The organism is Streptomyces sp. E11-3 (assembly GCF_046540415.1).
In the GTDB taxonomy this organism is placed as follows: domain Bacteria; phylum Actinomycetota; class Actinomycetes; order Streptomycetales; family Streptomycetaceae; genus Streptomyces.
The window spans coordinates 2,081,279-2,093,561 of record NZ_JAZGRL010000001.1; the positions used below are offsets into that span (position 1 = coordinate 2,081,279).

At 69.8% G+C, this 12,283-nt stretch carries 7 protein-coding genes and 2 pseudogenes; 6 read left to right on the forward strand and 3 right to left on the reverse strand.

The window, feature by feature from the left end; translation table 11 throughout:
- Window positions 1-50: 50 nt before the first annotated feature.
- The 3 genes from gltX to U9R90_RS09335 form a co-directional block, all read right to left on the reverse strand.
- Complete coding sequence (gene gltX, locus U9R90_RS09325; RefSeq protein WP_411055918.1) at window positions 51-1,526, reverse strand: glutamate--tRNA ligase; 1,476 nt, start codon at window positions 1,524-1,526, stop codon at window positions 51-53.
- A complete protein-coding gene (locus U9R90_RS09330) occupies window positions 1,519-2,304 on the reverse strand; it encodes a fumarylacetoacetate hydrolase family protein (RefSeq protein WP_411055919.1) in 786 nt (261 codons plus the stop codon). The genes gltX and U9R90_RS09330 overlap by 8 nt, the downstream gene beginning before the upstream one ends.
- Before the next feature lie 127 nt (window positions 2,305-2,431).
- On the reverse strand, window positions 2,432-2,620 hold the full coding sequence (locus U9R90_RS09335) for a hypothetical protein (RefSeq protein ID WP_411055920.1): 189 nt from the start codon (window positions 2,618-2,620) through the stop codon (window positions 2,432-2,434).
- A 569-nt stretch (window positions 2,621-3,189) separates the two neighbouring features.
- Between U9R90_RS09335 and U9R90_RS09340 the strand changes: the two are divergent.
- The 6 genes and pseudogenes from U9R90_RS09340 to U9R90_RS09365 all read left to right on the forward strand — a co-directional run.
- Window positions 3,190-6,507: pseudogene (locus U9R90_RS09340) on the forward strand (nitrate- and nitrite sensing domain-containing protein); the annotation flags it as partial.
- A gap of 16 nt (window positions 6,508-6,523) precedes the next feature.
- Window positions 6,524-6,949, forward strand: a pseudogene (locus tag U9R90_RS09345) (GTP-binding protein); the annotation flags it as partial.
- A 350-nt stretch (window positions 6,950-7,299) separates the two neighbouring features.
- Window positions 7,300-10,578: a nitrate- and nitrite sensing domain-containing protein gene (locus U9R90_RS09350; RefSeq protein WP_411055921.1), complete on the forward strand. Its 3,279-nt coding sequence runs from the start codon at window positions 7,300-7,302 to the stop codon at window positions 10,576-10,578.
- A 10-nt stretch (window positions 10,579-10,588) separates the two neighbouring features.
- On the forward strand, window positions 10,589-11,002 hold the full coding sequence (locus tag U9R90_RS09355; protein WP_411057691.1) for a roadblock/LC7 domain-containing protein: 414 nt from the start codon (window positions 10,589-10,591) through the stop codon (window positions 11,000-11,002).
- Window positions 11,003-11,090: 88 nt separating this feature from the next.
- On the forward strand, window positions 11,091-11,669 hold the full coding sequence (locus U9R90_RS09360; protein ID WP_411055922.1) for a DUF742 domain-containing protein: 579 nt from the start codon (window positions 11,091-11,093) through the stop codon (window positions 11,667-11,669).
- Window positions 11,650-12,228: a GTP-binding protein gene (locus tag U9R90_RS09365; RefSeq protein WP_282547261.1), complete on the forward strand. Its 579-nt coding sequence runs from the start codon at window positions 11,650-11,652 to the stop codon at window positions 12,226-12,228. Before U9R90_RS09360 ends, U9R90_RS09365 begins: the two co-directional genes overlap by 20 nt.
- Window positions 12,229-12,283 lie beyond the last annotated feature (55 nt).

A 12,283-nucleotide genomic window follows, 5' to 3' on the forward strand; every position in this document is an offset into this window, starting at 1 on the left:
CTTCCGGTCCCTTCGCGCGTGTGGCGTTACGCGGGTCAGCTTCTGTCGCGTTATGCGGTCAGCTTCGCCAGGGCCGCGTCGATGCGGGCCAGGGAGCGGTCCTTGCCCAGGATTTCGAGGGACTCGAAGAGGGGCAGGCCGACCGTGCGGCCGGTGACGGCGACGCGGACCGGGGCCTGCGCCTTGCCGAGCTTGAGGCCGTGCTCCTCGCCGGCGGCCAGGACGGCGTTCTTGAGCGCCTCCGGGCTGGTCCAGTCGGCGTCGGCCAGCTTGGCGCGGGCCGTGGTGAGCAGGGCCGCCGGGTCGCCCTTCATGGCCTTGGTCCAGGACGCCTCGTCTTCGACCGGCTCCTTGCGGAAGAGGAAGTCGACGTTGGCGGTGATGTCGGACAGGACCTGCAGGCGGGTCTGGGCGTGCGGGGCGATCGCCTCCCAGGCTGCCTGGTCGAAGCCCTCGGGCGCCCAGTTGGCGTGCGGGGCCTTCAGCCAGGGGGTGCAGGCCTCGGCGAAGGCCTTCACGTCCAGGCGGCGGATGTGGTCGGCGTTGATCGCCTCGGCCTTCTTGAGGTCGAAGCGGGCCGGGTTGGCGTTGACGTCCGCGACGTCGAACTTCTCGATCAGCTCGGCCACCGAGAACACGTCCTGGTCGGCGGAGAAGGACCAGCCGAGCAGCGAGAGGTAGTTGAGCAGGCCCTCGGGGAGGAAGCCGCGCTCGCGGTAGAGGTTGAGCGAGGCCTGCGGGTCGCGCTTGGAGAGCTTCTTGTTGCCCTCGCCCATGACATAGGGGAGGTGGCCGAAGACCGGGATCTCCTTGGCGACGCCCAGCTCGATCAGCGCCTTGTAGAGCGCGATCTGGCGCGGGGTCGAGGAGAGCAGGTCCTCGCCGCGCAGCACGTGGGTGATCTCCATCAGCGCGTCGTCGACGGGGTTGACGAGCGTGTAGAGGGGCGCGCCGTTGGCCCGGACGATGCCGAAGTCCGGGACGTTCTCCGGGGTGAAGGTGAGCTCGCCGCGTACCAGGTCGGTGAAGGTGATCGGCTCGTCCGGCATCCGGAAGCGGACGATCGAGGTCCGGCCCTCGGCCTCGTAAGCCGCCTTCTGCTCGGCGCTCAGCGAGCGGCACTGGCCGTCGTAGCCGGACGGCTTGCCCGCGGCGCGCGCGGCCTCGCGGCGGACGTCCAGCTCTTCGGTGGTGCAGTAGCAGGGGTAGGCGTAGCCGCCCGCCAGGAGCTTGTCCGCGACGTCCTTGTACAGGTCCATGCGCTGGGACTGGCGGTACGGGGCGTGCGGGCCGCCGATCTCGGGACCCTCGTCCCAGTCGAGGCCCAGCCAGCGCATCGAGTCCAGAAGCTGCTGGTACGACTCCTCGGAGTCGCGGGCCGCGTCGGTGTCCTCGATACGGAAGACCATGGTGCCGCCGGTGTGGCGGGCGTAGGCCCAGTTGAACAGGGCGGTGCGGACCAGACCCACGTGGGGGTTGCCGGTCGGCGAGGGACAGAAACGTACGCGGACGGTCGCGTTAGCCACGCTTGATCACCTTGTTGGTGAGAGTGCCGATGCCTTCGATGGTGACGGCGACCTCGTCGCCGACGGTGAGGGGGCCGACCCCGGCGGGGGTGCCGGTGAGGATGACATCGCCCGGGAGCAGTGTCATGGCCTCGGTGATGTGGACGACCAGGTCCTCGATGGAGCGGATCATGTCGGTGGTACGGCCCAGCTGGCGCTGTTCGCCGTTGACCGTGCACTGGATGGCCAGGTCGGCCGGGTCCAGATCGGTCTCGACCCAGGGGCCGAGCGGGCACGAGGTGTCGAAGCCCTTGGCCCTGGCCCACTGCTGCTCGCGCTTTTGGACGTCGCGCGCGGTGACGTCGTTGGCGCAGGTGTAGCCGAAGATCACGTCCTTGACGCGATCCCGCGGGACCTCGCGGCACATGCGGCCGATGACCACGGCCAGTTCGGCCTCGTGGTGCAGCTCCTGGGAGAAGGAGGGGTACGCGATCGCGTCACCGGAGCCGATCACCGAGGTGGACGGCTTGAAGAAGGTGATGGGGGCGTCGGAGTCCTTGGGGACCTCGTGGCCGAGCTCTGCCGCGTGCTCCGCGTAGTTGCGGCCGATGGCCACGACTTTGTTGGGGAGCACGGGCGGCAGCAGCCGGACCTTGCTCAGCGGGACCTTCGTACCGGAGAGCTCGAAGTCGGCGAACGGAATGCCCTTGATGATGTCGAGGACGAGCTCGTCGGGGCTGTTGCCCTCGACCGCACCGAAGGCGACATTGCCGTCGATGGAGAACCTGGCGATGCGCACGGAATGCGAGGCCCCTCTACTTACGTACCCAGGGCCGGTAGGCCTGGAGCTGCTGGAGACTGACGCTCCAGGCTAACGCGCGCGGGGCGGGTGATCGCGCGCCATGACCCCCGCCACCACCCCGGGGTTACTCCGCTACGGCGGCGACCGGGGCGTCCATCAGGATCGTCCGGCGGGGGTTGGCCGTGTTCGTCGGAAGGTCGGCGGAGTGCTCCGGCTGTGCGGCCGCGGCCTGCAGCTCGTCGGCGTCCTCGAGGTGCGCCAGCGTGGTGCGCCGCGGGTTGGCTATGTTGCGGAACATCGTCGTCGTCTTCATCGGCGGTTCGGACCCCTGTGTCTCTGGTTGGTTCGCTGGTTGGCGGACTGGCCGTCGCTGTAAAGCGTCAGGCTAAACATTCGAATTCCCGTCAAAGCAGCGAACTCCCTACGATCGGCATGTGAGTTTGCTCACGAGCCGGAGGGCGAAACGGGCAAAGCGGACCACCAACTCGCCTCACCGGAACGGACATTCCGCCATGGAAGGCGTCATTCCGCTCCTGATCATGGCGACTGGGACACCCCTGACCCGTAAGCGGCTCGTAAGTAAAAGTCCGATATGTGGTGGATCCCGCTCTACACCTCGTGACGCTGCACTCACGTGCTGTCACAGAGGTCACGGTCGGATACCCGGGCCTTGTTGGAGATCCTGTGCTGTGCTGGAATTCGCGGGACCGCCGCGGGTATGAACCGGCGCGCAAAGGGCGCAACGCAGCGCCGAGTGGCGGTGCGACAAGGGGGAGATGCGCCGGTCACTCACGACCACCACGGGGCCTTTGGGCCCCTCGACGCCGACACCGTCTCGTCCGCTTGCGCGGAGGGACGCCTGGTCCAGAGGTTGCGACGCTAGTGCAGGGACGTTTCAAGAGGGATGGCAGCGCTGCGGCGGAGCCGGAGCTGCGCGGTGGGACTGGCCCCATGACCGGCAGTTCCTCGCCCCAGCACGCCCCGGGCTCCGGCCCGGCATCGGCCGACAACCGCCCCACAGGAGCCGGTGCTGGTCCCGGCAAGCCCGGTGACGGGGCCAAGGCTCCGGCCAAGGGCAAGGAGCCGAGCGCCACCGGCTCCCGGCTCGCGCTGCGCAACTGGCGTATCTCCACCCGTCTGGTGTCGCTGCTCGCCCTGCCCGTGGTCGTGGCCACCTCGCTCGGTGTGATCCGGATCAGCGACTCGATGGACGAGATCGAGCAGCTGGACCGGATGAAGCTGCTCACCGAGATGACCAAGCAGGCGACCGAGCTCGCCGCCGCGCTCCAGGACGAGCGCGACAAGTCGGCGGGCCCCCTCTCGCACGGCGTCGGCGCCTCGGACTTCACGGTCAAGGGCCCCCGGGACAAGACCGACCGCGCCCAGAAGTCGTTCGTCGAGGGCACGTCGGACATCGACGACCAGCGCGGCGACCAGGCCGTCGACAGCATCCGCGCGAACGTCGTCAACATCTCGACCCAGCTGCGCACGCTCAAGGACATCCGGCGGGACGCCTACAAGAAGGGCACCCCCACCTCGCAGACGGTCGCGAACTACAACCAGCTGATCAACCAGCTGCTCAGCCTCTCCCGGGACATGGCCCTCGCGACCAACAACCCGGAGATGATCCAGCGCACCCGTACGCTGTCGGCCTTCTCCTCCGCCAAGGAGAACGCGTCGATCCAGCGTGCCGTTATCGCGGCCGCGCTGCCGGAGAACAAGGAGACCTTCGGCAAGCTCTCCGACTCCGACCGGCTCTACGCGCTGGCCGCCTGGCGCAACGAGGCCGTCGAGCGCAAGAACTTCGAACGGTCCTACTCGGGCACCGGCGGCAACCCCGAAGAGCTGCTCAAGCCGATCGACGACAGCAACGCCGTCATCAAGGACGCCAACAGCTACGCCGAGCGGGTCCTTGAGAACCCCAAGGGGCTCAAGAGCCAGGACAAGCGCTCCTACCCCGACTGGAGCGACGCCGCCTCCACCAAGCTGAAGCAGATGTCGCTCATCGAGCAGACGCTGCTGAACGACATGGAGCAGGAGGCCCGCAAGCTCCGCGAGGAGTCCGAGCAGTCCGCGCTGCTCAACGGTGCGCTGCTGCTGCTCGTGCTCGGTGTCTCGCTGGTCGGCGCCTTCGTGGTGGCCCGGTCCATGATCCGCTCGCTGCGACGCCTGCAGGACACCGCGACCAAGGTCGCCCAGGAACGCCTCCCCGAGCTGGTCAAGCAGCTCTCCGAGGCCGACCCGCAGGATGTCGACACCTCCGTCGAGTCGGTCGGTGTGCACTCCAGGGACGAGATCGGCCAGGTGGCCACGGCCTTCGACGACGTGCACCGCGAGGCGGTCCGCCTCGCCGCCGAGCAGGCGCTGCTGCGAGGCAACGTCAACGCGATGTTCACCAACCTCTCGCGGCGTTCGCAGGGCCTTATCCAGCGTCAGCTCTCGCTGATCTCCGAGCTGGAGTCCCGCGAGGCCGACCCGGACCAGCTGTCCTCGCTGTTCAAGCTCGACCACCTCGCCACGCGTATGCGTCGTAACGGTGAGAACCTCCTCGTCCTCGCCGGTGAGGAGCCGGGACGCCGCTGGACCCGCCCGGTCCCGCTGGTCGACGTGCTCCGCGCCGCCGCGTCCGAGGTGGAGCAGTACGAGCGCATCGAACTGGCCTCGGTACCGACGACCGAGGTCGCCGGACGGGTCGTCAACGACCTCGTGCACCTGCTCGCCGAGCTGCTCGAGAACGCCACCTCCTTCTCCTCGCCGCAGACCAAGGTCAAGGTCACCGGTCACGCGCTGCCCGACGGCCGCGTGCTCGTCGAGATCCACGACACCGGTATCGGCCTCTCGCCCGAGGACCTCGCGGCGATCAACGAGCGGCTCGCCGCGCCGCCCACCGTGGATGTCTCGGTGTCCCGGCGCATGGGTCTGTTCGTGGTCGGCCGTCTTTCGCAGCGGCACGGCATCCGTATCCAGCTGCGTCCGTCCGACGCCGGTGGCACCACCGCGCTGGTCATGCTTCCCGTCGATGTCGCCCAGAGCGGCAAGAAGGGCCCGGGTGGCCCCGGCGGCGCGCCCGCTCCGTCCGGTGCGCCCGCGGTGGCGCAGGCCGCGGCCGGTGCCGCTGCCGCCCGGCGCGGTGGCCATGGCGGTGGGCCCGGTGGGGGCGGCGGGCTGCTCGGCGGCGCCCCGGCGCGCGGCCAGGTCGCGGGAGCGGGGCCGCGGGCCGCGCTGCCCGGCCGTGACGCGGGCGCGGGTGCGCCCGGCCAGCGAGCCGGTCTCCAGCAGGGCGGCCTTCAGCCGGGCGGTCCGCAACAGGGCGGCCCGCAGCAGCGTGGTCCCCAGGACTCCGCGCCGCAGGGCAGGCCGCCCGTTCCGGGCGACGCCTTCGGCGCGCGGCGCGCCGGCCAGGGCCAGGGCCCGGGTGCGCCCGGCGGCTCCGGCATACCGACCCGCTCCGACGTCTTCGGTGGCGGCCAGAGTGCACAGGGCGGCCAGGGCGCGCAGGGCGACCGCGGCGCGGCCCAGGCCCCGAACGGCCAGCAGGCCCCGCAGGGCGGCCAGGGCGCCCCGCAGCAGCACACCCGCAACTCCGGTGGCCGCGGCGACCGGCAGCCCCAGCTGCCCCCGCGCGGCGGCCCGCGTGCCGAGCTGCCCGGTGGCAACCCGCAGCCGCGGGTGCCCGCCTGGAGCGACGAGAACGCCCAGCCGTCGGTCGGCCAGGACACCGCGCGCGAGCACCAGGAGCCAGACACCACGGCGCCGTTCCCCCGCCCGGACGTCAACGGTCCGCGCCCCGACGGCCTGCCGCAGCGCCCCGAGTTCACCCGGGTCCGCCCGAACGGCCAGCAGGGCCAGCCAGGACAGGCAGGCCAGCCAGGACAGCCGCAGCGCCAGCAGGGCGACCCCTCGCGCGGCCCCGGTGCCCCCGACCAGCGCCCGCACGCGCTGCCGCAGCGCCCGGAAGGCCCTATGGGCGCCGGCGCCCGCAACGGCGCCCGGGACACCGCAGACTTCGCGATACCGCAGCCCCCGGAGCCCCGCTCCGCCCAGCAGCAGCGTCCCGAAGAGCCGCGGCGCACCGAGCCCTGGGAACTGCCCGCCGCAGGACCCGGCGACGGCCGTACCCCGCTGTACGACACCCTGGAGACCAACTGGTTCCGGTCCCAGGGCGGCGAACCGCAGCAGGCACCCGAGAGCACACCCCCCGCACCCACCGCCCCNCGCCGGTATCGACGACCTCACGCACACCGGGGACAAGACGACGACCACCGTCGCCATGGACTTCGGCCGTATCACCCTGGACCAGGACCTGATCCTGTACCTCTTCGGTACACCCGGTCAGGACCGGTTCTGGTTCATGTGGGACGACCTCGTACGGGGTGCCATCGGCGCGGTCGTGCTGGTCGACACCCGGCGTCTCGCGGACTGCTTCCCGGCGGTCGACTACTTCGAGAACTCCGGGCTGCCTTTCGTGATCGCTCTGAACGGCTTCGACGGTTATCAGCCCTATAACCCGGAGGAGGTCCGCGAGGCCCTGCAGATCGGCCCGGACACTCCGATCATCACCACCGACGCCCGGCACCGCGCCGATGCGAAGAGTGGCCTGATCACGCTGGTCGAGCACGCACTGATGGCACGTCTCAAGTAGGCGCGGGCGTACGGAAGTTACCGTACGTCCCAGGGAGCGGCTTGTGTCCTTTGACACGATCCGCCCGTGTGTTCATAACATTTCGACAGAGAATTCAGGAGCCTCCGACACCCCACGCGGTCGATCGGTATCACTGTGCTCACAAGAGCCCCGCCTTTTGGCGGGGCTCGTTCTTTATGACCGTTTTATCTGAGGCATGGGTCACCTGGAACCAGTCCTTCACACTGTTTGGTGGAGCCCTGGCTGACGTGCTGGAATGCGCTGAACTGCCCAGTAGTACGGGCCAGAAGACGACAGCGGCACAACGTAGGTGCCGACGCCGAGAGGTTGTTGGTCGAGTGAGGCGAAGCATGAGCAGTCCCGAGCCGTCGGCGCGGGGCAACTTCACCCCGCCGCCGCGGGCAGCGGCGTCGCCCGCGGAGGTACCCGGCTCCGACCCGGCGGGCGCCGGCTCGTCCGGCAGCGGCAGCCGGTTCTCGCCGCGTAACTGGCGGGTGCCCGTACGGCTGAACGCGATTCTGCTCATACCCGTGATCATCGCTGTCGTCATGGGCGGCTTCCAGGTCAAGGGCTCGGTCGACACCTGGCACGAAGCCCAGGACGCCGAGAAGACCGCCCTCGTGGTGCGCGCCGCCGAGGACTACAGCCAGGCGCTGCTCAACGAGCGTGACCTCTCCGCAGCCGACCTGCTCAGCAAGGCCGGGACCACCGACGAGGTCAAGAAGCTCCGGGCGGACACCGACGCCGCCAAGGCGACCTTCGACGAGGTCGTCGAGGACATGCCCAACATCAAGGGCCTCAACCGCCGGCTCGACCTGTTCCGCACCAACGAGTCCAAGCTCGCCAAGCTGCGCCAGCAGGCGTACGTCGCCGCCATGGACCCGGTCAACACCGAGCAGGGCTACGTCGAGGTCCAGCACTCGCTGATGGAGTTCGCCAACGAGCTCAGCCTGGGCTCCGGCAACATCACCAGCTACGGCCGCACCGTCTACGCCGTCTCGCTCGCCAAGGCCGCGGGGTCGCTGCAGCGCTCCATCGGTACGCACCTGCTGGTCCGCCCGAGCAGTGACCCGAAGAAGTACAAGGAGCAGCTGACCGCCTTCACCTCGTACGCGTACCTGGAAGAGATCGCGATCGCCGAGTTCGTCTCCGCGGGCACCGACCGGGACGTCGCCGACCTCAAGGCCGCGATGAAGGCGAAGGAGGACGAGGGCAAGAAGAAGCTCGCCGAGGCCGCCAAGCAGGCCGAGGACGCGGGCAAGACCTTCGTCCCGCCGCCGTCCATGTCGGAGATGATCGGCCTCATCGGCGGCGGTGCGCTGACCCGCCAGGAGCTCGCCGCCGCGGGCGTCACCCCGCAGACCTGGCTGGCCGCGTCCACCGCCAAGTTCGAGGGCTACCGCCAGGTCGAGACCGGCCTGGTCGACAAGGCCGTGACCGAGGCCGGCCAGATCGCCGACGACGCCCAGCGCGACGCCTACATCACCGGCGCCGCCGTGGTCGCCGCGGTCCTGATCGCCTTCCTGATCGCCGCCCTCATGGCCCGCCAGATGAGCACCAGCATGCGCCGCCTGCGCACCGCCGCCTTCGGCATCGCCGAGCAGCGCCTTCCGATGCTGGTCGACCAGCTCTCGCGCACCGAGCCCGGCCGGGTCGACACCCGTGTGGAGCCGATCCCGATCACCACGCAGGACGAGATCGGCGAGGTCGCCCGCGCCTTCGACCAGGTGCACCGCGAGGCCGTCCGGCTCGCCGCCGAGCAGGCCCTGCTGCGCGGCAACATCAACGCGATCTTCACCAACCTCTCGCGCCGCAACCAGTCCCTGATCGAGGGCCAGCTGACCCTGATCACCGACCTGGAGAACAACGAGGCCGACCCGGACCAGCTGGAGAACCTCTTCCGCCTGGACCACCTGGCCACCCGTATGCGCCGCAACGGCGAGAACCTCCTGGTCCTCTCCGGCGAGGAGCCGGGACGCCGCTGGGACCAGCCGGTCCCGCTGGTCGACGTGCTCCGCGCCGCCTCGTCCGAGGTGGAGCAGTACGAGCGCATCGAACTCTCCGGTGTCCCCGAGGCCGAGATCCACGGCCGTGCCGTGACCGACCTGGTGCACCTGCTGGCCGAGCTCCTGGAGAACGCCACCACGTTCTCCTCGCCGCAGACCAAGGTCAAGGTCACCGCGACCCGGCTGCCCGACGGCCGCGTCATGATCGAGATCCACGACAAGGGCATCGGCCTGACCGCCGAGGACTTCGCGGACATCAACCACCGGCTGGCCAACCCGCCGACCGTGGACGCCGCGATCTCCCAGCGCATGGGCCTGTTCGTGGTCGGCCGCCTCGCCAGCCGGCACGACATCCGGGTCCAGCTGCGCCCCTCGGGCGAGCAGGCCGGAACCACCTCGCTGGTCATGCTGCCGGACATCATCACGCACGGTGGCGGCGGCAGCGACCTGCCCGACAGCGAGTTCACGGTCTCGCAGATCATCCCGGAGCAGGACCAGCCGCAGCAGCAGCAGGCGTTCGCGGCCCCGCCGCTGCGCACCGCCGCGGAGCTCGGCTTCGACGACAGTCGCTACGACGACAACCCCTCGGTGCCCGACGACGCACGTGAGCTGGACCCGGTGGGCCGCTCGCTGATGCGCGAGGAGCGCCGCGCGGCACTGGAGGCGCAGGGCCCCGACCGTCCGCTCTTCCGGGACGAGCAGGGCCAGCACGACGGATACGACGGCCAGCAGCAGTCGTACGAGGGTCAGCAGTCGTACGAGGGTCAGCAGGCGTACGACGGGCAGCAGTCCGGGTACGACGCTCAGCAGTCCGGATACGACGGGCAGCAGCAGGGCTACGACGAACAGCCGGCCTACGACGGCCAGCAGGGCGGCTACGACGGCTACCAGCAGTCCGGCGGCTACCAGGAGCCCGCGTATGCGGAGGGCGGCTACGACGATCACGCGCCCCAGCAGGCTTCCGGCCAGCAGCAGTACGACGGCTACGACGACCGCTCCCACCAGGGAGAGTGGCAGCAGCAGTCCGGCTACCAGGACGCGTACCAGCCCACGTACAACCAGGAAGCGGAATCCGGTCCTGGAGCTCCCGCGGGGGGCGACGACCGCGTAGGCTTCGACCAGCAGGCGCCTTCCGCACCTGCACCGAGCGCCACCCACGACCTGACCGACGCCGGCCTTCCGCGCCGTGGCTCAGCCGCCGCGGCGGGCGGTCACACCGGTACGGGTCGGCAGTGGCAGCCCGGACCCACCCAGGACACTCCCCCGCAACAGCGTGCCGACCACGAGCCGCCCGCGGGGGCCGGGAGCAACGGCGACGGTGCGGGTGACGGCGGATGGCAGTCGGCGAACGACGACCGCTGGCAGCGGGCCGAGCAGCTCCGCAAGCCCAAGGCGGGCGGGGTCACCTCCTCCGGCCTGCCGCGCCGGGTACCCAAGGCCAACCTGGTCGAGGGCACCGCGGAACAGACCCCACAGGGCGGCCCCCAGGTCTCCCGCGACCCCGAGGACGTACGGGGCAGGCTGAGCAACCTGCGCCGGGGCGTCCAGCGGGGCCGCGACGCAGGAAGTGACTCGAACGGCCAGGGCTTCGGCCTTGGTGGCAACTACAACCAGGAGCGTTAGTGTGAGCCCGATGAGCCAGGCGGCGCAGAATCTGAACTGGTTGATCACCAACTTTGTGGACAACACCCCCGGGGTGTCCCACACGGTGGTGGTCTCCGCCGACGGACTCCTGCTCGCGATGTCCGAAGGATTCCCGAGGGACCGTGCCGACCAGCTGGCAGCGGTCGCCTCCGGTCTGACCTCCCTCACCGCCGGGGCCTCCCGGATCTTCGAGGGCGGCAGCGTGACCCAGACTGTTGTGGAGATGGAGCGAGGATTCCTTTTCCTCATGTCCATCTCGGACGGCTCCTCGCTGGCCGTGCTCGCCCACCCCGAGGCGGACATCGGCCTCATCGGGTACGAGATGGCCCTTCTGGTGGACCGTGCGGGCACGGTACTCACACCGGACCTCCGCGCGGAGCTCCAGGGGAGCCTTCTCAACTAGCAGACGGGCAGTACGTTTTCTTGCCCCGTGGCTTTAAAGTTTCGGGACGCGGCTCCAATGGTGGATCGCAATGTCGGAGGAGGAGAACGTGGCAACACCCCCAGACGGTTCGTCTTCGGGCAACTGGTCGTACGGACAGGGGCAGGGGCAGGGCGAAGGCTCCCCCAACCACTACAACTTCCCCTCCGCGCCCAGCCACCAGGGGCAGCCCTACGCACAGCCCACACAGCAGCCCTACCCGCCGCAGGGCGCTGGGCGCGGTCAACCCGTGCAGCAGCAGTCCACACGGCGCGCCCCCGGGCGGCAGCAGCCCGCGGGCGGCAATCACAACCCCTTGGTGCGTCCGTACGCCATGACGGGCGGACGCACCAGGCCGCGGTACCAGCTCGCCATCGAGGCGCTGGTGCACACCACCGCGGAACCGCATCAGTTGCAGGGCCAGTTGCCCGAGCATCAGCGGATCTGCAATCTGTGCCGGGAGATCAAGTCCGTAGCGGAGATCTCGGCGCTGCTCACCATTCCCCTAGGCGTAGCCCGCATCCTCGTAGCCGACCTGGCGGAGGCGGGACTCGTCGCCATCCACCAGCCCGGCGGCGACGAGAACGCCGGCGGCCAGCCAGATGTGACACTGCTCGAAAGGGTGCTCAGTGGACTTCGCAAGCTCTAGCGGTGCGTCCCGCTCTACCACCAGCGCAAAGATTGTGGTGGCGGGCGGCTTCGGCGTGGGCAAGACCACGTTCGTCGGCGCTGTCTCGGAGATCAACCCGCTGCGCACCGAAGCCGTGATGACCAGCGCCAGCGCCGGTATCGACGACCTCACGCACACCGGGGACAAGACGACGACCACCGTCGCCATGGACTTCGGCCGTATCACCCTGGACCAGGACCTGATCCTGTACCTCTTCGGTACACCCGGTCAGGACCGGTTCTGGTTCATGTGGGACGACCTCGTACGGGGCGCGATCGGCGCCGTCGTCCTGGTCGACACCCGGCGCCTGGCCGACTGCTTCCCTGCGGTCGACTACTTCGAGAACTCCGGGCTGCCCTTCGTCATCGCCCTGAACGGCTTCGACGGACACCAGCCCTACCAGCCCGACGAGGTCCGCGAGGCCCTGCAGATCGGCCCGGACACCCCGATCATCACCACCGACGCCCGCCACCGCGCGGATGCCAAGTCGGCGTTGATCACGCTGGTGGAACACGCACTGATGGCCCGGCTTCGCTAACGGCGACCACGGCAGACAAGAGGCGGGGCCCGTTCCGATACCGGAACGGGCCCCG

What these genes read in the sequence shown, in the direction of transcription:
- U9R90_RS09335 (WP_411055920.1), bottom strand. Translation starts at nt 2,620, where the DNA reads ATGAAGACGACGACGATGTTCCGCAACATAGCCAACCCGCGGCGCACC.
- U9R90_RS09355 (WP_411057691.1), top strand. Translation starts at nt 10,589, where the DNA reads ATGAGCCAGGCGGCGCAGAATCTGAACTGGTTGATCACCAACTTTGTG.
- U9R90_RS09350 (WP_411055921.1), top strand. Translation starts at nt 7,300, where the DNA reads ATGAGCAGTCCCGAGCCGTCGGCGCGGGGCAACTTCACCCCGCCGCCG.